Annotated in this window: 21 protein-coding genes; 1 reads left to right on the top strand and 20 read right to left on the bottom strand. The window is 39.3% G+C overall.

From position 1 onward, the window contains the following. Positions 1-897, bottom strand: an 897-nt coding sequence (locus tag KIH41_RS17340) for a polysaccharide deacetylase family protein (protein WP_214163237.1), incomplete at its 3' end; no start/stop codon positions are given. A 49-nt stretch (positions 898-946) separates the two neighbouring features. Here KIH41_RS17340 and KIH41_RS17335 point away from each other — a divergent pair. Continuing rightward, a complete protein-coding gene (locus KIH41_RS17335) occupies positions 947-1,096 on the top strand; it encodes a hypothetical protein (protein WP_214163236.1) in 150 nt (49 codons plus the stop codon). Positions 1,097-1,257: 161 nt separating this feature from the next. On the opposite strand, the gene KIH41_RS17330 is transcribed toward KIH41_RS17335, so the two are convergent. The 19 genes from KIH41_RS17330 to KIH41_RS17240 form a co-directional block, all read right to left on the bottom strand. After that, the gene (locus KIH41_RS17330; protein WP_214163235.1) at positions 1,258-2,595 is read right to left on the bottom strand and encodes a glycosyltransferase; all 1,338 of its coding nucleotides are present in this window, start codon (positions 2,593-2,595) and stop codon (positions 1,258-1,260) included. 712 nt (positions 2,596-3,307) lie between these two features. Continuing rightward, positions 3,308-4,393: a glycosyltransferase family 4 protein gene (locus KIH41_RS17325; protein ID WP_214163234.1), complete on the bottom strand. Its 1,086-nt coding sequence runs from the start codon at positions 4,391-4,393 to the stop codon at positions 3,308-3,310. A gap of 17 nt (positions 4,394-4,410) precedes the next feature. After that, positions 4,411-5,661 (bottom strand): hypothetical protein, encoded by a 1,251-nt coding sequence (locus KIH41_RS17320; RefSeq protein WP_246539210.1) that lies wholly within the window; start codon positions 5,659-5,661, stop codon positions 4,411-4,413. Positions 5,662-5,719: 58 nt separating this feature from the next. After that, positions 5,720-6,820, bottom strand: coding sequence for a glycosyltransferase (locus tag KIH41_RS17315; protein WP_262897978.1), 1,101 nt, complete (start codon positions 6,818-6,820; stop codon positions 5,720-5,722). Between the two features lie 13 nt (positions 6,821-6,833). Beyond that, complete coding sequence (locus KIH41_RS17310) at positions 6,834-7,904, bottom strand: glycosyltransferase (RefSeq protein WP_214163232.1); 1,071 nt, start codon at positions 7,902-7,904, stop codon at positions 6,834-6,836. Beyond that, entirely contained in the window at positions 7,901-8,890 is a 990-nt protein-coding gene (locus KIH41_RS17305; RefSeq protein ID WP_214163231.1) for a glycosyltransferase family 2 protein, read from the bottom strand. Before KIH41_RS17305 ends, KIH41_RS17310 begins: the two co-directional genes overlap by 4 nt. Next, positions 8,887-9,834, bottom strand: a complete 948-nt coding sequence (locus tag KIH41_RS17300; RefSeq protein WP_214163230.1) for a glycosyltransferase family 2 protein — start codon at positions 9,832-9,834, stop codon at positions 8,887-8,889. The genes KIH41_RS17305 and KIH41_RS17300 overlap by 4 nt, the downstream gene beginning before the upstream one ends. Before the next feature lie 5 nt (positions 9,835-9,839). Then, on the bottom strand, positions 9,840-10,808 hold the full coding sequence (locus KIH41_RS17295) for a glycosyltransferase family 2 protein (RefSeq protein WP_214163229.1): 969 nt from the start codon (positions 10,806-10,808) through the stop codon (positions 9,840-9,842). 9 nt (positions 10,809-10,817) lie between these two features. Then, on the bottom strand, positions 10,818-11,690 hold the full coding sequence (locus KIH41_RS17290) for a glycosyltransferase (protein ID WP_246539208.1): 873 nt from the start codon (positions 11,688-11,690) through the stop codon (positions 10,818-10,820). Then, the gene (locus KIH41_RS17285; RefSeq protein WP_214163228.1) at positions 11,687-12,616 is read right to left on the bottom strand and encodes a glycosyltransferase family 2 protein; all 930 of its coding nucleotides are present in this window, start codon (positions 12,614-12,616) and stop codon (positions 11,687-11,689) included. The genes KIH41_RS17290 and KIH41_RS17285 overlap by 4 nt, the downstream gene beginning before the upstream one ends. Before the next feature lie 110 nt (positions 12,617-12,726). Beyond that, positions 12,727-13,650 carry a class I SAM-dependent methyltransferase gene (locus KIH41_RS17280; RefSeq protein WP_214163227.1) on the bottom strand — a complete coding sequence of 308 codons (924 nt, stop codon included), beginning with the start codon at positions 13,648-13,650 and terminating at the stop codon, positions 12,727-12,729. 46 nt (positions 13,651-13,696) lie between these two features. After that, positions 13,697-14,464, bottom strand: coding sequence for a glycosyltransferase (locus KIH41_RS17275; RefSeq protein WP_214163226.1), 768 nt, complete (start codon positions 14,462-14,464; stop codon positions 13,697-13,699). Between the two features lie 43 nt (positions 14,465-14,507). After that, positions 14,508-15,224, bottom strand: a complete 717-nt coding sequence (locus KIH41_RS17270; protein WP_214163225.1) for an O-methyltransferase — start codon at positions 15,222-15,224, stop codon at positions 14,508-14,510. Further along, on the bottom strand, positions 15,225-16,088 hold the full coding sequence (locus KIH41_RS17265; protein WP_214163224.1) for a glycosyltransferase family 2 protein: 864 nt from the start codon (positions 16,086-16,088) through the stop codon (positions 15,225-15,227). Then, positions 16,085-17,347, bottom strand: coding sequence for a glycosyltransferase family 4 protein (locus tag KIH41_RS17260; protein ID WP_214163223.1), 1,263 nt, complete (start codon positions 17,345-17,347; stop codon positions 16,085-16,087). The genes KIH41_RS17265 and KIH41_RS17260 overlap by 4 nt, the downstream gene beginning before the upstream one ends. After that, on the bottom strand, positions 17,344-18,255 hold the full coding sequence (locus KIH41_RS17255) for an FkbM family methyltransferase (RefSeq protein WP_214163222.1): 912 nt from the start codon (positions 18,253-18,255) through the stop codon (positions 17,344-17,346). Before KIH41_RS17255 ends, KIH41_RS17260 begins: the two co-directional genes overlap by 4 nt. A 25-nt stretch (positions 18,256-18,280) precedes the next feature. Beyond that, positions 18,281-20,059 carry an ABC transporter ATP-binding protein gene (locus tag KIH41_RS17250; RefSeq protein ID WP_214163221.1) on the bottom strand — a complete coding sequence of 593 codons (1,779 nt, stop codon included), beginning with the start codon at positions 20,057-20,059 and terminating at the stop codon, positions 18,281-18,283. Beyond that, positions 20,059-20,715: a class I SAM-dependent methyltransferase gene (locus tag KIH41_RS17245; protein ID WP_214163220.1), complete on the bottom strand. Its 657-nt coding sequence runs from the start codon at positions 20,713-20,715 to the stop codon at positions 20,059-20,061. The genes KIH41_RS17250 and KIH41_RS17245 overlap by 1 nt, the downstream gene beginning before the upstream one ends. Continuing rightward, the gene (locus KIH41_RS17240; protein WP_214163219.1) at positions 20,715-21,686 is read right to left on the bottom strand and encodes a UDP-glucuronic acid decarboxylase family protein; all 972 of its coding nucleotides are present in this window, start codon (positions 21,684-21,686) and stop codon (positions 20,715-20,717) included. Before KIH41_RS17240 ends, KIH41_RS17245 begins: the two co-directional genes overlap by 1 nt. Positions 21,687-21,888 lie beyond the last annotated feature (202 nt).

The following is a 21,888-nucleotide window of genomic DNA, read 5'->3' as shown; positions in this document are numbered from 1 at the left end:
ATGCTGGAGGATGGCCTCGAGGTCGCGGAGGTTTTGCTGGGGGTGGTGGCCAAAGTTGTGGGGATGCCACCAGAGGTGGTAGGTTTCGCCAAACCTGGCCGCACGGGTCATTTCGAGGATAATGCGGGAAAGCCTCCAATGGTTCAGGATCCCCCTGCCCGGATGGTTGGGACGGAAAAAGCGGCTGGCGGGCAGCTGAAGAGGCAAAGCCGGATGGCTGGGGTTGGAATCCGGCACATAGCTGTTCCTGCCCCCTATGGGAAACAGGGTGTCTGCCGTTCGGAACGCCTTTTTTGCCCAGGTTTCCCGATAGGTATCCTGCCAGAACCAGTTCTTGGGGTTGCTTCGCACGCAGGTAAAGCCCTCCTCGGCACAAACGGGCAGATAGAACTCATTGAGCTGGTTGCGGGGGAAGACCAGGGAGGTGAGGTCAAGGCCATACTTGTCCATGGCAATCCTTTTGGCGGCCTGCAGGTCGGCCCTGAACTGCTGGGCCGTTTGCCCGGGTTCGCAACCGTAATAATGGGAAAAGGTATGGCTGCCCAGTTCCTGGCCGGGAACGGCAATAATCTGCTCAACCATCTGGGGAGCAAACAGGAATTCCTTCGGGAAGTCATGGGAAAGAAACCAGGCGTAGGCGGAGTACTTGGATTTGGTATACAGGGGGAGTTCGTCGGGCATGTAGGTCCGCCACTCCTTGACGTTTTCGGCCATGAGCATGCCCACGGTGGCCCAGGTGGCACGGATACCGTATCGCTCGAAAAGCCCGAGGATATGGGGGATGTTTTCCAGGGTATTACGGTAATACTGGTCAGCCCTCCGGCCGGCCACCTTCTCAAACCGCCCCCAGTGCAGTTCAAAATCCAATGAAACGACAAATTGCCCTGAGGAACCCATATATGACCTGTGAAAAAGTTTATATTACGTAGGTAAAATAGTGATAAATTTGGGAAATACAAATATAGAGGGGGAAAAAGAATGGAGACCGAAGACGGGAGACGGGAGACGGGAGACCGAAGACGGGAGACGGGAGACCGAAGACGGGAGACGGGAGACCGAAGATGGGAGACCGGGGAGTAGATGGTTGGTGGTTTAGGAGGTTATTTCCCGATCATCCCTTCGGGGATCGGGAAGTTTAGGAGTTTAGGCGCAAAGCGTCGCCAGGGGGATGCGGGGGCAACCTTCATCTGCCTTCTTCTGCCTTCATCCCTAAACTTCTAAACCTCCCGCCGCGCGATAGCGCCGGGAAGTAACCTCCTAAACTTCCAAATTAATCCCTAATGCAAATGCATATTGCTCAATGGAGGTTTGGAGGCCGAAGAGGGATTGGGTATTGGGGGTGGGGATTCTGTTTGGGGAGGTTGGGAGGTTATGGATCCAGTGGATTGCTTCGGGGATGCGGTTGGGGTTGCCGTGATCGTAGAGGTGGGCCTGGGGGAGGTTTTGGAGGAGGGACTCGGTGTCGCCTATGCCCTTGGTGGCGATGGTGGGTAGACCCATGAGTAGGTATTCCCCCAATTTGATCGGGGCGATGGCCAGGGTGCTGAAGGTGGGTTTGCGTAGGCTGAAGGCTACGTCTGATGCCGACAGGTAGGCGGGCATCTGGCTGAAGGGGATTTTTTTGATCAGAATGGCCTCACTAAGATGAACCGGAATTTTTCCTTTCAAATAGTCGCCTTGTGAGGTCAGGACCAGAAACTTGGAGCTTGGGTTCTCTTGATGATAGGCCTCAAATATGGCCAACATTTCTTCCCACACATACTGGGGACCGAGGGAACCGGTATAGACAAACAACCTGTCCTCCTCCCCTATCTGCAATTCCTTTCGAATTGTTCTTCGTGATGTTTCGTCAAACTTGAAAAAATCGGTATCCCTTCCATTGGAGACTACATGGAATTTCATGTCCTTTTTCACGCAAAGATCGCTAAGTTCCGCAGAGGAGCGCGAAGAATTTTTTTTTCCCTTACAAAGTTTTACCTCAACTCCCTCATCTCTTTGCGATTCATTTCTTTGCGTCCTTTGCGTGACACCACCTTCAACTCCACCTTCATTCAAAACATGCACATCCACCGCTCTCCTTGTCCTCACCAAAACCGTATCCGCACTTTTCACCATGTTTCTTTCCTGTCCCTTGAGCCACTTGTACTGCCAGCTACCGGCAGACAGCCCCGTGTAGTCAATCCGCTCCTCCAAGGGCAGGCCATCAGCATCAAATACCACTCTCAAGCCTTGTTGCCTTATCCAAGGCATGAGCCTATTGACCATCCAGGCAGGCATGGTGCTGCGGGGGAGGATGGTGTTGATGTTGTGTTTTTGGATATAAGCTTTGATCTCCCTGCTCCCAGTCCATACCGTCCATAAGGCACCCAGACTGGCAATCGGTTTCCGCTGGATTTGGATCTGTTTGTAGGGAAGATGGTGTATTTGGGCAACTGCGCTGATCCGGGTTACGGTAGCAGGGGAAGCCCAGGAAAACTGCAGGGTGTGGCAGGTAATGCCATGCTGTTTCTGTAAACCCGATAGAATGGGGAAAAAGAGGTTTTCGAGGTAATTGGTCTGGTCAGAGTCCCAGGTGATGAAGAGGAGATTGGTCAAGAAATGAAATGGTTAAATTGGTCACGAAGTCGCACAAAGAATTATTAAAAAAAACACAGATTGAAATAGATTTCACAGAGGATATAATTAAAGGTAAAAATTGGTCACGAAGTCGCACAAAGTTTTAATGAAGTTACACAAAGTTGAGTAAGAATTCACGCAGCGACGCAGCGGATTGCGCGGCGGACGCAACGACAAAGAGGGCACCATGGGATGAAAGTTTTAATTGGTCACGAAGTCGCACAAAGTTGGGCATAAAGTCGCACAAAGAATTATTAAAAAAAACACAGATTGAAATAGATTTCACAGAGGATATAATTAAAGGTAAAAATTGGTCACGAAGTCGCACAAAGTTTTAATGAAGTTACACAAAGTTGAGTAAGAGTTCACGCCACGACGCAGCGGATTGGGTGGCGGACGCAACGATAAATAGGGGTCAATGTGCGCAAAGGAACCGGATCAATTCCCCCTTTGAAGCTACAGTCCCGAGTAGCGCAGTGGATCGGGAGGGGTTAGGGGGATGTCAGAGACGGAAATAATTGATCACACATATAATTAATTCAAAAAAACACAGATTGAAATAGATTTCACAGAAGTTATAATTAAAGGTAAAAATTGGTCACTTTATAGAAGTTTCACAAAGTTTGAATCAGAAAGGAGGCATCTAAGAATAAAAAAATCTGTGTGCATCTGTGTTATCTGTGGTGAGTTCTTACGGATTTACCAATTCTTTGGGCTCTTCCTTTAACTCAAAGAATCCCATGATTTTTTCCCAGTTTCTTTCTATGGTGTATTCGGCTTCTACTAGACGTCGGCCTTCCAGGCCCATTTGATTTCGCAGGGTTACGTCTTGGATGAGGAGGGTAAGGTACTTGATCCAGTCTGCGTCATTTTGGGCGAGGAAGCCGTTGGTGCCGTGGTCGACTACCTTTTTGTTCATGCCCACCGGGGAGGCCACTACGGGGAGGCCGGCGGCCATGTATTGGATCAGTTTGTAGGAGCATTTCCCCTGTTCCCAGGCCGAATCCGGGAGCGGCATCAGGCCGATATCCAGCGAGAGCAGCTGCTCCCCTTCCCTATCCTCCTGCCAGTCCACGATTTCAAGCTCGCCGGAATAATTCAACTCGCATTGCTGGCCAATCACCATTAGCTTAAAGGGCACTTGCTGCCTCAACTGCTCCAAAACAGGAAGGATAGCCCTTAGGTATTTGATGGTAGTAGGTGAACCCACCCAACCAATAACAGGGAGAAAACCTTCTTGGTGATCCTTTAGCTTATATTTAGATATATCCACTGAGGTAGGCAGGTGCATAATCTTGGCTGAGCCCGCTGCCTTTGCCCTTTGCGCCAGGTAGTCATTGCCTACCCACACCCCCGAGGCACATTTCATCACCTGATCGATTTTATCACCGAGCATATTAACCACCACCCCGGAGCTATGCTTGTCATAATTATGGAAAATGGCATCGTCATAATCCACTACAAACCGCACCCCGAATTTGGAAAAAAGCTTCTCCACAATTGCAGGAAAATAGGGAAACACCTCCTTTTCAATGATTACCAAATCATATTTGAAAACCTTCAAACATACCAGCAGTCTGGTCATATAGCGGAACAAAACATTCCCTATTCCCGGCCTTTTATGACTATAAAGACTCTGCAGATAAGGAAGGTTGAAAAATGGAGAAACGGTAACTTCCACACCATTGCTTTCATATAATGGAATATACTGATATGACCTCACCCGGCTACTAGCGCCTAGGCGGGGGTATTTGGGAAGCAACAATACTTTATTCAAAGTTTCCAACCTTAAAATCAATAAAAAGAATGTTCATCATTCCGCTTCTTTTGCTTCACCAAAGCCATATGTTGTTTGGCCTCTTTTATTTTTGCTTTAACTCTCAGGAATCTAACCTTTTTCTGATATACTATCAGCCATAAGCAGAATAATAAAAAATAGATCATGGTCATGTTTTTCATGCGCATGACCACCCCCAGATTACTAAGGGAATTCATAAATGCCAATGTCACTGGAATAAAAGTGATCATCCCCGCCTTAATAAATAGCGGCATATCGCGGATAGCTTCGGGTGTCCAGTTTCTATAGATGTAAAAACTTAACCATAAGTACAATAGGTTTTCAATACTGCTAAACAGGGCTACAAAATTATGTGCATCAAAAAATAGCGGCCTAAATAAATACGTAAATAAGCGCATCGGTAAAGAATAGCTTGATAAATCGACAGCTGAACCTACCCTTCCCCTACTTAAATTACCAGAAGTGGTATTACTTAATTCAGTTAAAGCTTCTAGATTTAATTCTTCAACTTTTAAGAATTCAGCAGTACTACCCATTAACAGGAATGTGCCTACTGATGCTACAATACCAAGTAATATTTTATACTGCAATTTTATCTCACTTCCTAACAAGATAGCAAGTGCACTTCCACCTATTAAAGCCTGCCCCATATGGGGTCGGGCCATGTAAACGAAAAACAAAGCTATGGCAGCCTGCCACCATCTATCTTTGTATTTTTGTATTCCGAAAAGAAACCATGCTATTCCCCAGAAAGCAATAGCATCTTTACCCACTCCAGCAGTCCAAAAATGAAGGTTTAGGAAATAAAATACAGTGGGAAATAGGGGAATATTTAAAACCTTATGATTGGTTGGAAAAAGATCCGCTACCATAACAAAAATGTAACGGATGCCAATAAAGCCTAAGAAGCCAAAAAGAACATTACCAGTAATATAATTGAGTCCCAGAATTCTGGCAGGAATATAACATAACCATAGAATAAAAGTGGTACTTGTGCCCCAATAAGAAAACCAAGTTTCCTCCCCTTTTATCAACACCTGTTGCATTCCTAGCCGCCAGTAACCTTGGGAGTCCCCTCCGAAATTCAAAATATACCAAGTGAAAAAAAAACTAAAAAAGACATGGTAAAATAGCAAATAATGAAGGTGAACCTCATATTTATAGGGCAAGCCAAACTTCTTTGCTATGCTAGAGTTTGAATTAATCAAAGCAACTAGAAATGTCAGTATGAGTATGATATCTAGCATTGTGAATTTTTAATAAGATAATTTATGCTTGACAACATATTAAACACTTGAACTAAAACTAGTTAAAAATCCCCTCATTCCTTAATAGTTCTAAATACAAATCCTCCACATCTTTACAATATCGCTCAGCACTGAAATTCTCCATTGCACGCAGACACCCCATTTCTCCCATTCTCCTTCTTTGCGCAGGATTCTCAACAAGGTATTGAATTTTTAGGGCTAATAAATTAGGAGAGTATGGGGAAACAAGAAAACCTGTTTCCCCTTCTACAATAACCTCTTTTAATCCTCCTACTTTAGTAGCAATTACAGGTAAGCTATGCATCATAGCTTCTGCTGCTACTAATCCAAATCCTTCATATGCAGATGGGACACAAAATATATCCATAAGCTTATAAAATGGAGCAGTATCGTAATGATATCCAGCAAAAATCACCTTTTTCTGAAGATTTAATTCTTCAACCATCGATTTTAGATAATCTTCATCTTTTCCACTTCCAACCATAAGGAGCTTTATTCTATCATTTTCTACTTGTAGAAGAGCTTCAATCAAATCCGAAAACCGCTTATGTTGGTTCATAAAACGGCCTACGGCCCCAATGACAATATCATCTGGAATTATCCCAAATTTAGACCTAAATCGCTCAATCTCTTCATTTGAGACTTTTCTTGGGATCTCTATTCCATTGTTTATACAAATCGCTTTTCTTGGCGCAACCTTTACCTGATTGACCAGGTATTCCAATACGCTTGGTGCAATTGCCACATATTTATCAGCAACCAATGAAAATATCCTCAAAAGAAAACTGGCTTTAGCACTTCTATTTTGTGGATCGGATGTTTCTTCTAAGATAATTATGGGTACTTTTTTTAAAAAACCGTTTATTGCTGCCATTGTCACACCTTCATAAACAGCCCCATGGACAATGTGCGGCTTATAATCTTTAATAATCTTTTGAACTTTTTTATGCTTTTCCCAGTGAAAAGGGCCAGAAAAATCACCGATTTCAATAATTTCAACACCCTGCTCTTCAATCCATTCTGAAACCAATCCTCCTTTATGGGTTCCAACAATTTTCATTTCGAAAATTTCTCTATTCAAAAATTTACTCAAAGAGTATCGTGTACGTTCGACCCCTCCACCAGTGACTGTGGACATGATATGCAATACCCTAATCATTTCCAGCCATCTTTTTGTAAAAATCTTCCAAACTTATTATATACTTCTCTTCAGAAAATTTTTCAAAAACTGCATTTTGACCCTTTATCCCCATTTCCAATAATGAGTCTTCACTTAGTTGAAGGATGTAATTTAACTTGGCTACAAATTCATCTTCTGATTCAGGATTGAACAACCAACCTGTTTGGCCTTCTCTTATAAATTCCGGAATTCCTCCCACATTGGAACAAAGACATGGAATACCAAGCTGCATTGCTTCAACCGTAGCGATCCCGAAACCTTCTGATATTGACGGTAAAACAAATAGATCTGCTTTTTCCAGCCATTCAAAAGGATTACTGGCGAAACCAGTAATTTGCACCCTATCCTGAATTCCGAGTTTATTGATTAGTTCTTCTAAATTCCTTTTTTCACTCCCGTCACCAACAAGTATGAGTTGCACTCTTTGATCTTCAATCTTAGGCAAAGAACTTATCAAGAGCTGCTGATTTTTCACTTTCTCCAATCTACCTACACAGACGATCGTAAAATTAGGTTGCTTGACTCTATTAAAATCTGAAGGAAAGGAGACTGGGTTATAGATAACTTGGCTATTCCATGACTTGATCTCCTTAATGCTAACCAAATGATCCTTTACTGAATTGGAAACACAAATAACTTTATCTGCCAGCCTATAAATCAACCTGAAAACAAAAACCGCAATCTTCGAATGTGATGGGATTCCCACTTCTTCGGCAACAGCTATTTTCACTCCTGCAAGTTTTGCAGCAAGTATACCATGAAAGTTAGCCTCTCCCACCGCAGTATGAACAATATCTGGTTTGATTCTCAAAAACCACCTATAAATACTCCAGATGTTCGAAATATTTGTAATGGATGGATTATTGCCAAAAACGCGAACTTTAAAACCTTTACTTTTTAGGTCCTTTTCTGTAAAGCCTCCTTGTCCCAAACATCCAAAAAAATAGTTGTGCCTCAGCAATTGAGGATGATTGGTAAAAGAAATATACTGCTTCTCCTGCCCTCCGAAATCAAGTGAGGTCGTCAAACGTATAATCTTCATCTTTTCAGATTATAGGAAAGCCTCAAAAGCAAATTTGAAATCCTGAACATCCTTCGCACTAAAAGAAATTTTACTACTTTCTTCACAATGTTTTCTGGTATTACAAATTGGTCAAAAAAACCCCAAGCTTGCTTAGGGAAGTCTTGTAGTGCTTGTATACAATAATTGGATGGATAACTCTTCAGATACAAAACAGAAATACATCTATTCATCAATCTTGAAACCCTGAAACCCAATGCCGGATACTTATTGATCAACTCGGTTTGAGTTATATTATATTCAGTTAATAAAAGGTTGTAAATTGAAATGAATCCCAAATATTCGCTCTCAAAATCATTGATTTTTGTACTCAAAGTACTATTCAAAATCATGTAATTATAGGAAGCATGACTGCAAAACTTAATTTTTTTGCAAAAAAGAAGATAGGAAAATAAAAACAACACATCCTCAAACATGTGGATGTGATTGTTAAACCTAATATTGTTTTCATGAAGAATTTGTCTGTTAAACAATTTGGAAACAGGATAACCCGAATCAGATAAGGGATATTCCTGGAAATAAAATTGTCTATACTCAACTCCAACAATTTTTTCAGGGAATGTTACAAAAACAGTATTTTTTTTGGATATACGCTTCAAACCAGCAATCACTAATTCTACATGCTTAGTGTTTACCATCAAATTTTCAAGGTAAGTTCCTTCTACGTAATCATCGCTATCAACAAAACATGTCCAATCACCTTGTGCTAAATCAATTCCTTTATTCCTCGCACTGCTTACTCCAGAGTTTTTGGTATGTACCACTTTAAAACGATCGTCAGTGATTGCGAAATCATCGCAGATGTTTGGACTGTGGTCTGTAGAACCATCATCTATTATAATGGCTTCAAAATTGGAAAAGGTTTGAGCAGCTATGGACTCCAAACATCTTTTCACCGTATCCTGTGAATTGTATACAGGAACAACAACTGAAACTGCAACACTCAATTGTAAACAACCTTAAATAAAAATTTGAAATATTTTCTGATATATAGATTGTAAATCGCATTACTTACAATAATGTTTCCAAGTTTAAATGGAAGTTTATAATACAATGCAGCAAAAAAATAGCTTTCCTTTTTAAGATTAAAAATTTCTTTGGACGCTTCATGTGATTCAGGCATAAAGTACCTCGTTCGCAAGGATTCGTAGATTAATTTATCTATAAATTGATCAAATTCCTTTTGTTTTCCAGGCTCCTCAATTTGAACAGATGCTAAGAATTCATTCAAATTAAAAATAAAAGTTTGTTCAAATGGAACCCCCAGAATGGATAACCTTCCAATGTCTTCAGATGAATAATATACCAATGTATTTTCAATGTAATAAGCATTACCATCTTGGAGATTGATTCTAAACCAAATATCCAAGTCCTCACCAGATCTCAACTTCGGGTTGAATCCAGGCGTTTTTAACAAGCAGTCTCTTTTAACGACTGTTGCTGAGGTTAAAAACAAATAATTGTTAATGGCATATCTAAAGTATTTTTCAATCAAATAAAACTTCAGGGGTGAAAGATTCATTTCTAAATCAGAAACAGTACTTGAATAATGAGAACCTATGATCTTAACCTTTCCATCACCAGTGATTATTTTCCAATTCTTTTCTAAAAAGTAAGGTGACCAGTAGTCATCAGCATCCAAAAAAGCTATGTAAGGATAACTTGAATGACTGATACCAGTATTCCTTGCCACTGAAACTCCTGCATTCCCTTGCTTAATCAGTTTAACTTGATTGCCATAAATTTCTTGAACAAAATTCCCTCCACCATCAGTTGAGCCATCATCTACCACAATCACTTCAAAATCCTGAAATGTTTGAGCCAAAACACTGTCAATTGCCCTTTTTACAAAAGCCGTTTTGTTGAACAAGGGAATAATTACAGAAAACATAAGGATTAAAAATTCAAAGTTTTCTTTATTCTGAGCGCTTTTTTAAAGCCCAGAATTTTTGAAATCAACTGAAATTTAGGTCCACCTATATACACATCTTCTGAGATGCCCAGATTCAGTTGAAGCTTCTCAGCTTCTCTAATCAAATGAGAATATTCAGGATAAACATCGTAAATATATTTTTGATAAACTTTCTTTAGAGCTATTCTAACTCTTTGAGAATCTTCAACCTTCAACACATGACGCTCATAAGATTTTATTGACTTAAGCTGAGAAATCATTGCTTTTTCAGACTTTTGTTGGCTGACGTTGTTTTCATTTGGCTTTCGGTAAAAAACCTTACCATCAGGCTCATACAAAACTTCTTTTGCTGCTAATAAAACCCTACAAAAAAACTCTCCATCCTGATTTATGGCTAAGCTTTCATCCCAAAGTCCTACTTTTAAAACTAGATCCCTATGAGTTAAATACACCGCTGGTTGGTGCATCTCTTGATTTTCCCAAAATCTCAACAACAAATCAAATCCAGAATCAAAATCCTGAAATACACCGTAAGGAACCCTTCCAACATGATCTTTATTGTCTGTGAAATTCACCCATTCACAAGAGGCCAATACTTCAGGTGTTTTACCTGAAAGCAATTTCATTTGTGAGGCTATCTTATCGTTTGAAATCAAATCGTCTGCATCCAAAAACTGTAAATATTCCCCTTTGGAAGCTTTGATTCCTAAATTTGTAGCTGCCGAGACGCCTCTGTTTGACGAATCAATAAGAAATATCTTGTTGGGGTATTTTTTTTCGAAATCTTTCAAAATCTCCAATGAACCGTCAGTACTTCCATCATTTATAACAACTATTTCGGTATTGAGGTAAGTTTGTTCCAAGGCAGACTCCAAAGTCTCTCGAATATAAGAGGCTTTATTGAAAACAGGAATTACAATAGATACTAAAGGATTGCTTGTATTAACCATCATTTCGGCCACCTATCTTTTTCCTTCGCCCCCCTTAATCAAGCGAAAATACTCAATCGCTGCACCCCAACTCAAAGCATTACAAACTTTAAAAATAGCCCAAGACTCAGCCAAAGGAACGGTAAAAAACTTCTTAATTGAAAACCTAAACCTTTTGAATATGAAATTCATGGTGTGGAGAAAGAATCCTATATTATTTCCTTGGAATTTTCTTGCATAAGCACCTCCTAAAATCCTTTGATATCTAAAAACCAATTCGACTGTAGTATACCTTGCTGGATGCCTGTTTATTAGTTCAGGTACATAAACGACTTTGTACTTCTGAGAAATCCTCAGAGATAATTCAGTATCTCCATTTGATCTCAAATCCTCTCTGAACCCACCAAATTCTTGCAGGACTGACTTATAGGAAAACCAGTTTCCTGCACCACAGGAACCTTCTTTAGCATAGCCTTCAAAATCAAAACCTGTATATTTCTCATAAACTTCTGCAGGTGTTAGATGATTGGGGTTTTTGAAAAACAAAGGAACTGGACCTGTCAATATTCCGATTTCTTTCCCAAAATCCGTTGAAAAACATCGATACGCCGTTATCAACCAATCTATATCAGGCAACATATCTGAATCAGTAAATGCAATAATCTTTCCCTTGGCAATCTTCAGCCCTCTATTCCTTGCAGCATATGAACCTACCCTCAACTCTGTTTCTATGACAATTGGAAAAGAGTAATTACTCTTTAATTCCACAGGGGCATTGGGTGCATTATTCACTACAATAACTTCCCAAGGATCCAAATCAAAATTTTGATTATCTAAAGATTGCAGCAATAAATGCAGTCTTTCTGAATCTTGAAAAGTAGGAACTACAACAGAAAAATACATCATTCTTTTTCTAACAAATTATATCGTTTCATTCCCCATTTGTAAAACCAAACAATAAAAATTGAGTCAATAAAATCAACTGTGATTCTAAAAGCATGAAATACTGACTTTCTAATAAAATTATTCCTAATCGGATTTGAAATTGATCTAGCCAACTGATATACAATAGCTTCTTTTTCGAAATCCTTTAAATTTCCTAACCCAAGGTTGTCTATCCATACTATCAAAAAAAGTGCTTTTGTTTTAAATGAACTTCTACTACTGGAATTATTTCCATGATTTCTCAAAGCAGATACTGGTTTGTTTAATTCAGCAGGATAAAATCTAAACTTCCTGCTCAATCTCCACCAAAACTCAGTATCCTCGTGGATTACTAATCTTTCATCCCATAAGAACCCGTTATTAAATACCTCCACCCGAACAGTTATCGTATTGACATTACCCAAGACAAGATCATTCTTAATGACATAAGAGTAAATTCCCCAAGCATCATCTTCATCCTTGAAGTATTTGAAAAAGGGAGAACGCTCTCCAAATGGCAAAATTTTTTCATACTTTAGGTGTATTTCAGAATATGAGTAAGTAATTTTTGCGCGAGGATTTGAACTGAATATTTCAATATCCTTAATAAATCTTCTAGGAAAATACCAGTCATCCGCATCCAAAAAAGCAATTAATTGTCCCTTGGCTTCCTTAATCGCCAGGTTTCTACAACCAGCAGCATATCTTTTTTTGAGATTTGGAATTACTTTTACTTTTTTAAACTCAGATGATAAGCCCTCAGCTACTGCTAATGAATTATCGGTCGACAAATCATCAACTAGCAAAACCTCTAGAACCTCCTCAAGTAGACAGGCCGACAATACCGCTTCTCTTAAATATACAGCTGCATTATAAATTGGAACAATAACTGAGACTTTTAAATCCACCAAAAATTCAATAAAAGTGCAAGATTTTTATAATAAGATGGTTGATCATTACAAGGAATTTAAACCCCGCTTTTTATTGAAAAAATCTATCATTATATAAAACAATCTCATCATTTAACTTTTAACCAAATACTTTGACCATGTGAGTAAAACTTATTAAATCCAGGAATAACAAAAAATTTCTTAATGATTTCATCAAATTCGACCTCTTTACTCAAATAGAATAAGGGGAGTAGAATGTCAAAGATAGTATTATTGTAAAGTAAAAGGGATGCAAGCATATACTGCTCTGAATAAAAGCGATCAGCCCAATCTTTAGGATAATCATAAGGCAAAAAAACATCATGTATTTGAACAATAACACCTTTCTTTAACCTTGGTAGTATATCCAAAAAAAACGTAGTGACATCAGAATTCATAAGAACACGATGGGAATTGTCAATAAATAAAATGTCATTTTCATTCAATTGATCAAAAATTTCCAGATCAACTTCTTCAAGAGGAGATCTGATGATTACATCGCAGATTTCATCTATTTCTTCTCTGGGAAAAGGATCTATAGAAATGATTTTTGTGTTTAAGTTTTTATCCTTGATGGCTTTTGTCGCAAACTTGGTTGAATTCCCCGAACCAACTTCAAGAAATAAATTAGGCTTCATCAGAGATATAAAACCATAGATGGCTACTGCATCTAAACCCGGTAGCCAATAATTATCCCATGTTGGATCAGTCTTTTTTTGTGTTAAACTTTTTAAAGGTGAAATCTCCTTTAATTTTTCCTTATGTATCAAAAAAGTCTCAAGGAACTCTCTGTAAACACGATGATTCTCATGAAATAGGTTTTTGATTCCCTCATGGGGTTTATCACCGGAATATCTTTGTGATAATTTTACAGGGTAATCTAAAATTGCAATTGAATCCGGTGAAACTTGACGAGCAAACCAAAAGAATCTATATAAGTTTTTCTTATCACTCCTTAATTTTGTTGCAACACCTTGAATTAACTTATGTTTTAAATTATTTAAAGTCTTCATATAAAAACAAACTAAACTTCTATCAAAAGGAAAATTTTTCAACTCTTTAACTTAATACTTTTTTAAGTTTCTCAATAATTTTATCGATTGTTCTTTTATATGATCTTATGGAGAAACTTAGTAAATATACAACTTTAGGTTTTTTTTGAAATCTGAAACCAAACGAATCTTTTAAAACAGGTTGTGTGAACTTATTAACACTTCCATAAAAACTTGTACTATCATTCAATCCATGGACAATCATACACCATAATGGTTTTCTTAGCCTAATTTCTAAGTAATCCGGATCTCCCAAAAAATCCGTATGCGGCTTGCAAAACACAGTTTGGAAACGCCCATTCTTCCTTTTCTCAATAAGGGAAATAAAAGGATTCGCCTTTCTTAAGGTCTGGGATGAAATGCCAGAGGGCATATCGTAGACATATCCTTTTGAGAAATTCAAAACTTTATATTCCTGTTCCCCAAAAAAAATCTGAACTGTTTCAATAAAGTTCTTATGCAACATGTCATCAGTATCTACCCTGCTTGAAATTAGATAGTCAAAATCATCGCCTAAAAAACACTCAATATCAGCCATAAGGTACCTGGTGATATTAAAATTTTCATATTCATGGGCAATCAACTTAATGAAAGGGAAAGGATCAAAAATATCCCCCAGAGATTTTTTCACATGCTCCGGAGTTTTGTTGTCTATATAAAAAAACCAAGTGAAATTTTTATTGGATTGATTCAAGATGGAAGGAAAACAACATTTTTTAAAAAAATCAATCCTTTCCAACAACCATTCCTCAGGATCGAATCCCTTTTCAGCCATTCTGGTTTGGTAAAAAACATTGAGACGCGAAATTAATAATTGCTTAAATTTCATCAATTGGCTTTCTATAAAATGAAGTTTGGGTAAACCGCTTTGAACTTAAGGAAGGGCCAAAACTTTTTAATAACATCCAATTCTCAATCTTTGAAAGTGTCTCAGCATAAGATTTTCTGTTGGAGTTGTCCACTACGAGATAGCCTCCCTTTTTAAGCTTAGGTAATGCATTAAGAATAGAAATATTTCTTGCTTTTCCATCAATCAGGATGAGGTCAAAAAAATCATCCTCAAATTCAAGAATTGTTTCCACATAATCTTTAAAATTGAAATTACCGCCATCCTCGTCTTTAATTTGGATACCCATTCCCGTTTTTGGCACAATCCCCGGTTCAAAATACAACCGCAAGTTTGAATGACTTCCAAGTTTATTGCTAACCAGTTTGAACCAACCTTCGTCATGTTCCACGCTGTACACCTCAGATGTCCTCTCTGAGAAAAACCTGGTAGAACCACCACTCCCAAATTCGAAAACTTTGAAATCAGACTTTATCAATGATTGCAGGTATTCTATTGCTTCAAAAGTGATCCAGGGAACTCCTAAAACAAGTGGGGATTTTGAATAATCCAGATTGGATTTCATGTATTGGGGATAATATCGGAGCACTTTTCCCAAACTCTTTTGCTCTTTGATAGTCCTCCAGCACTCTCTGAAATACCAATATTGGACATGGAAAACGCTGTCCTTTAATAATTTCTTAATCATTTAGGGTTTTATAAGTTGATATATTCTTTTTTTCAGAGACAATTCTAATTCATAAGCCCTGAAAAGGAACTTATTGATTTGACTTGGCAATACAGTACCTTGTGTGCTACAAAATTGCCCCACAGCTCCTGACCAAGCATATTGGTATTTCAATCCAAACTGTTTCGATTCAAGTAAATGATTTTTGATTCTTTCCCTCAGACTCAGCCAATTTTGGGTTCTTTTTTCCTTTTGTTGGGGGTGATGGCTGATAGATTGCTCACGGTAATGGATGTTGGTTTTGGAAGTAGTATCAAACGCTACTTTCGGATTCTTCTGAACAATTCTGAACATCAAATCATATTCCTGACTACTTTGAAGTTGCTGATCCCAACCTCCTACCTCTACAATCATTTTTCGATTCCAGAGGGTTGAACTTGTAGTACCGAGATTGCTCCTGATAAGGCCTTTCCATAGATCTCTATCCGATTTTCTATAATGCCTTCTACCATCCGAAAATACATGAATGCTATTACCCACAACAAATGCAACCTCACTTCTTGCCAACTCAAGCTGTCCCGCAATCTTTCCTGGCAACAACTCATCATCCGCATCCAAGAACTGTATCCAATCCGACTGGGCATGGGCTATTCCGAGATTCCTCGAAGCACAAGCTCCCTTGTTGCTGCCTTTAGGATGTTGTAATACCCTAATCAGTGAAAATCTCTCAGCAAAGCCCAAGGCAAGCTCCAAAGAACCATCGGTAGAACCATCGTCTACAATCAGCACCTCTGAAACAAGTGGTTCATGGATGACGGAGGCTACAGCCCTTTCAAGCGTTATTTGGCTATTATATACCGGAATAATTACCGAAACCGAACTCATGAGAGTACCTCACTATAAATCTCCAAAAGTTTTTCTCCCAGGATTTCCATATCATAGTTGTCATAAACAAAAGACCTGGCCGCCTCTCCCATTACCTCTCTCCTCTCAGTATCCAATATAAGCTCCGCTATTCTACTTGCAAACTCCTTGACCTGCTCTGGGGATACAAGTAGGCCTGTTATTTTGTCCTGCACGCCTTCACCAACGCCGCCGACATCGAATGCTACTACTGGTAAACCCATGGCCTGTGCTTCCATCAATACCAGCCCCTGATTCTCTGCCCTGTTGGTATCTTGTTGTGTTCGTCCAGAGTAGATAAATAAATCAGACTCTGCCAATATTGATTTCACAACAGATTGTTCTTGACCTCCCAATAGCTTTATGTACCGGGAAAGCCCCTTTTCCTCCACCATCTTTTCAAGTTGGGAAAACATAGGACCTCTGCCGATAATCGATAGTTCCAGATTGGCAAATCCCAAGTCTCTGACTACTTTTTCGACAATCCTGATTGCAGTATCGGGACCCTTCCAATCTACCAATCTGCCCACAAAAACCAATTTGATTATCTTTTGGCCGAGCTTTACCTCGGAATTCCTTTTCTTTTCAAAAAGGCGCGTATCGAGGCTTTCGGGAAGTAACCTAACCTGGGAATCAATGTCGGTCTTGACCTTGTTCAGCAATTTGCCAGTATACCCTGAATTGACCGTGGAGATCTTCGCCGTTTGAAACATACTTTGGTAGCGGATTCGGTTGTCCAGATATTCACTGGGCACTAAATCATAGCCGTGAAAACTGACCACATAGGGCCTATTATTGAGCAATCCCTTTGCAAAATATTTTGAAAAAAAGGAACCCATTTGTCCAAAATGCGCATGTATCAAATCACAGGACTGTGTTTCAAATAACCGGGTATAATATAAAAAGTGTGTCAGCTTCAAACCAGCAACCCCGAAACTGAATGGATTAATCGTTTTGAAAAAGGAAGCAAGGTTACCCAAAAGCCCGTAAGATTTGAAAAAACGCCAGGTTTCTGTAAGCCTTGCAGTCATTTTTTTGGGAATTACGCCAACCACAGTCAATCTTTCTTCAAGCCCATAACCCTGATACTGAAGGTGAAGTTTGGAAAAATCACCAGGGTAAAGTGCATAAATCCGAACATCGATATCATTTCGGATAAGGAAAATAATCTGGTTTAGTATGAATGTCTCCGTTAGGGTAGGAAACTCATGTAACAAAAAAGCAACTTTTGCAGGCTTCAAAATATTGATTGATTTCTTCTTAGGTTGGCTAAATGCAATGGTTTGAAGGCAAGGATATTGTCATGATTCGGTAGCTGGTCAACAGAATTAACGGGAACAAGCCTTGATATTTTCTCCTTAGAGATAACAAATCGGAAAATTGAATATCCGTTTGTTTTAGTGAGAAAATTGAACAAATCTTCCATGGTATATTGAAAGTTTTGTCGAGTTGTCGAACACTCTACGACCAAAATTGGCCCGTCTTCTTTCGAGAGAAGATTTTGTGCCCCCTTCAACACCTCCATTTCGAATCCCTCTACATCTATCTTCAAGAGATTGACCTTTTCATGCTGAATGCTGGAATGCACATCATCCAAAACATCCACTTGGATATCAAAAGATGGGGCTCCTTCCTTAAAATCTACCATTGAAGCCGCACCACGATTGATCTGAAGATTGGAGTAGATTTTTGCTGTCCCGGGTTTAGAACCCAGGGCTCTTTCAAATACCTGTACTTGATTAAGTTGATTGAGGGCAATATTTCGACGTAAAATTTGAGCGGTTTCAGGATGTGGTTCGAACGCTATAACTAAGCCACCTTTGCTTACCCTTAGGCCACAAAAAACAGATATCAATCCGATATTGGCTCCAGCATCTACGACAATATCCCCAGGGCCAATCAGGTTATCAATGACATGCAACAATCCCTTTTCGTAGGTTCCGGTGAGGTAAATCTTTTTTTCTATTCCCTTGTCAAATCTCGGATTGATGTAAAGTGGGAACCCGTATAGGGTTTTCAAAAGAATCTCTCCCTTGGGTAGTTTTTGGAAAAATAAACCATCGATGAGCTTGAGGGCTTTACCAAATCCCTTTGGCCTCTTATCTATGAGTAAAGATTTGATTTTATGTAAGAAATGGAGGCTTCTCACGAGTTAAGGGTTTTTTTGCCATTTACTAAAAAGTCTGAAGGTCCACCATCCTTTTGAATTCAACAGAATTTTCAACCAATTCCCGGAATCCATCAGACCCTATGATTTGACCATTTGAAAGAAGGATTACCCGATCTACGTTTTTGATGGTGGCAAGCCGGTGGGCAACAATAAGAAGGGTAATTTTACCCTTCAATTCATCTATATTCTCCTGAATGATTTTTTCGGACTCAGAATCAAGGGCTGAAGTGGCCTCGTCCATAATCAGGATATTGATGTCTTTGTACAGTTCACGGGCAATAGAAATCCTTTGCTTCTGTCCTCCACTTACCAAAATACCATTGGTACCCAATAGAGAATCCTCTCCATCCGGAAGTTGTCGGATAAACTCTGCTATATGTGCACGTTCCAGGGCATCCCAAAAACGCTTGAGATTCTCCTCGTTCTTTTCGGCCCAAAATGTAACATTATTAAATACTGAATCAGAAAAAATTACCGGTTCTTGGGTGATATAACCGATTTTCGATTGATAATATTTCAGATCGATTTTTTCAATCGGCAAGCCATCCACTTCGAGACTGCCCTGCTGATTTGGAATCAAACCTGTAATAAGGTTTACCAATGTGGTTTTGCCGCTACCACTTTCGCCTACGAAAGCAACAGATTGGTTTTTGGGAATCACCAAATCAATATTTTTAAGAATGTTTTTTTCAGTATAAGCGAACGAAACATTTTTCAACCGGATTTCATTTTTGATGCTGACTTTTTCTCCTGAATGCTTTAGTTCAGAGTGATCTTGAAGTTCATCCAAAAACTCACGCATATTCTCAAGAGCGCCGGAATTAGTTAAAAAGTTATTGTAAAAGGTCTGTAAACTCATCAGATAGGTCAAAGCCCTGTAAAAGAACAATAAGCTTAGTATGATAAGAGCAAGGCTTTGGCCCATCACCATGGTCTGAATAAAAATAACTGCAATAGCGACTGCCATAATTACAGGTTCTTTAGCGGCATGGAGTATTGTTCCATAATACCCGATTTTTTTTCCATTGGTCTCAATCCTTTCCACCAATTGAACCATCTTTTCAGTGTAGGTATCAATCAATCCAGTCGCTTTCAAATACTTGAAGAACCCGACTTTTTGAATCAGTATCCCCTGAAAGTCATGACCTTCCCATGTAATTTTCCGGGAGGCCTCAATGGTTTTTCTATTGATTACCTTAAAAAGTTGATTGGACAGCAATCCCCCTACCATTACCATGACGGCAAACTGGGCATTAGCCATCAATGCCAAAACACTGTAAACAAGTGCCATCACTGCACATTGCAAAGTCATGAAATAAGAACTTGATGCCGCAGCCACTTTATTGATTTCTGCGGAAAGGGAATTTTGAATTCTTCCAGAATCGGCATTGACGAAATGTTGATAAGCGAAATCCCTTAGGCTATAGATACCTTCCAAACGTAGATTTTTTACAAAAAAATACTGTACACTTACTCTGTAATATGATTCTATAAATCTTGCGATGCCTTTGAGTGTGAAAAAGAACAACATAAACAAAAGTACTGTGGGCAGATTCAGTGTAAGTCCCAAGCCTTCAATCCATTGAATAACAAATCCCAGACTTCCTAACTCGTCTGAACTGACCTGACTGCTGCCATCAACCATTTGCAACAGAGGCAAAAACATTACAATTCCAAAACCATCCAAAAGGCCTACAGAGATATTCAGCCCCATATTCACAAAAATCCTGTGGCCGAGGTGATAGTGGAAAAACGAAAAATGCTTGAAATACCTCTGAAACATTAAGATGTTATTTTTCGAATGGCAAAACTTGGGCTGTTACTCATTTCAGTAGTCAAAAAAACCAGTTCCCAATCTTCCTGAACACAAAACTCGTGTACTGCCTCCATCACTCCATACCGAAGGATTCTACCCCAATTCCCCTGAATATAATCATGTCCAGCGATGATACCCCCTGGTTTGATTTTATGCTTATATGCTTGAAGTTCATCCCTTGTCACTGAATAAGAATGATCAGTATCTATATAAATCCAATCAAAAAATCCATCAGAGAACTTGGATGCCATTTCCGTAGAATACCCTTGGTGAATTTGGACGCGGCCAACTGCGATATCCTTCTCAAATGTGGTTTCCACAACCTTTCGAAGGCCGCCATGGTATCTTCCGGAATCCCAGGCGTCAATTAGAAACAATTCTTGAGGGTTACTCTTTTCAAGTATCTCTTTGCTGAAACTACCTTTGTTCACCCCAATTTCCGCTACAACCCCATTTTTGGTTAACCTTTCTAGAAGTTCGCTTCGATTACTTAGAGTTTCTAATCTTAAAATATGTTTTCTTTCAAGGTCATATTTAGGTATTTGTTTCTCAATATTATTTTGAACATCTACAAACCTTTTGTGAAAATATTTATATAATTTTCGTTTTAATATTTTTAACATTAAATTATATTTAATTCCCTTTTAGAAGAAAACTCAGCTAATAATATATTACTAAAATACTCTATCGTTCTTCCTAAACCCACTTCTAATTTTACATGGGGTTCCCAATTTAAATCATTTTTTGAAATTTGAGTATCTGGTTTCCTTTGCTTTGGATCATCCACGGGAAGCGGTTTAAACACTAATTTACTTTTACTTCCCGTCATCTCTATAATAGTTTCAGCAAGCTGCAGCATAGTAAATTCCTCAGGATTACCCATGTTGACCGGACCTGTGAAACCTTTATCAGTTTGCATCATCTTTACCATTCCCTCTACCAAATCGTCCACATAACAGAAGCTCCTAGTCTGTGTTCCATCTCCAAAAATGGTTAAGGGCTCATTCTTTAAAGCCTGCATTATAAAATTGCTTACTACCCTCCCATCATTAGCCTGCATGTTTGGACCGTAGGTATTAAAAATTCTTACCACTTTGATATCCAAGTTATGTTGGCGATGATAGTCGAAAAACAAGGTTTCGGCACAGCGCTTTCCTTCATCATAGCAAGCCCTAGGACCTATGGGGTTTACATTCCCCCAATAGGATTCCGGTTGAGGGTGCACAGATGGGTCTCCATACACCTCCGAGGTACTGGCCTGCAAGATTCTTATTTTAAGCCTTTTTGCCAAACCCAGCATATTGATCGACCCCATTACCGAAGTCTTGGTAGTCTGCACCGGATCAAATTGGTAATGGATAGGGCTTGCGGGACAGGCAAGGTTATAGATTTGGTCTACCTCCACATACAAGGGAAAAGTGATGTCATGCCTAAGCAATTCAAAATTCTTGTTGTCAAGAAGATGATGGACGTTTTCTCTTCTCCCCGTGAAGAAATTATCCACACAAAGAACCTCATTCCCCTCATCCAAGAGTCTTTTGCACAAATGCGACCCAATAAACCCAGATCCCCCGGTTACTAAAATTCTTTTCATTACTTATATTCTTGTGACCTCTTAGAAAGTCATTGATTCTGATTGGCGTTTGACTTCAATTTTAAATCAGCTGTGGCACCCCCCAAGGTCAGACTATCCCCAGCTTTACCCTAACGTTACCCTAACGTTACCCTAACGTTACCCCTACTCTGGTATAAGGGAAGGAGCACTGAGCACTGGGCACTGAGCATGGAGCACTGGG

The organism is Litoribacter ruber, assembly GCF_018500185.1.
Taxonomy (GTDB): Bacteria; Bacteroidota; Bacteroidia; order Cytophagales; family Cyclobacteriaceae; genus Litoribacter; species Litoribacter ruber.
This window is presented reverse-complemented; position numbering and strand designations above follow the sequence as displayed.

What these genes read in the sequence shown, in the direction of transcription:
- KIH41_RS17315 (WP_262897978.1), bottom strand. Translation starts at nt 6,820, where the DNA reads ATGTCCACAGTCACTGGTGGAGGGGTCGAACGTACACGATACTCTTTG.
- KIH41_RS17320 (WP_246539210.1), bottom strand. Translation starts at nt 5,661, where the DNA reads ATGCTAGATATCATACTCATACTGACATTTCTAGTTGCTTTGATTAAT.
- KIH41_RS17265 (WP_214163224.1), bottom strand. Translation starts at nt 16,088, where the DNA reads ATGAGTTCGGTTTCGGTAATTATTCCGGTATATAATAGCCAAATAACG.
- KIH41_RS17295 (WP_214163229.1), bottom strand. Translation starts at nt 10,808, where the DNA reads ATGATGGTTAATACAAGCAATCCTTTAGTATCTATTGTAATTCCTGTT.
- KIH41_RS17240 (WP_214163219.1), bottom strand. Translation starts at nt 21,686, where the DNA reads ATGAAAAGAATTTTAGTAACCGGGGGATCTGGGTTTATTGGGTCGCAT.
- KIH41_RS17300 (WP_214163230.1), bottom strand. Translation starts at nt 9,834, where the DNA reads ATGTTTTCTGTAATTATTCCCTTGTTCAACAAAACGGCTTTTGTAAAA.
- KIH41_RS17250 (WP_214163221.1), bottom strand. Translation starts at nt 20,059, where the DNA reads ATGTTTCAGAGGTATTTCAAGCATTTTTCGTTTTTCCACTATCACCTC.
- KIH41_RS17310 (WP_214163232.1), bottom strand. Translation starts at nt 7,904, where the DNA reads ATGAAGATTATACGTTTGACGACCTCACTTGATTTCGGAGGGCAGGAG.
- KIH41_RS17245 (WP_214163220.1), bottom strand. Translation starts at nt 20,715, where the DNA reads ATGTTAAAAATATTAAAACGAAAATTATATAAATATTTTCACAAAAGG.
- KIH41_RS17290 (WP_246539208.1), bottom strand. Translation starts at nt 11,690, where the DNA reads ATGATGTATTTTTCTGTTGTAGTTCCTACTTTTCAAGATTCAGAAAGA.
- KIH41_RS17270 (WP_214163225.1), bottom strand. Translation starts at nt 15,224, where the DNA reads ATGATTAAGAAATTATTAAAGGACAGCGTTTTCCATGTCCAATATTGG.
- KIH41_RS17275 (WP_214163226.1), bottom strand. Translation starts at nt 14,464, where the DNA reads ATGGCTGAAAAGGGATTCGATCCTGAGGAATGGTTGTTGGAAAGGATT.
- KIH41_RS17280 (WP_214163227.1), bottom strand. Translation starts at nt 13,650, where the DNA reads ATGAAGACTTTAAATAATTTAAAACATAAGTTAATTCAAGGTGTTGCA.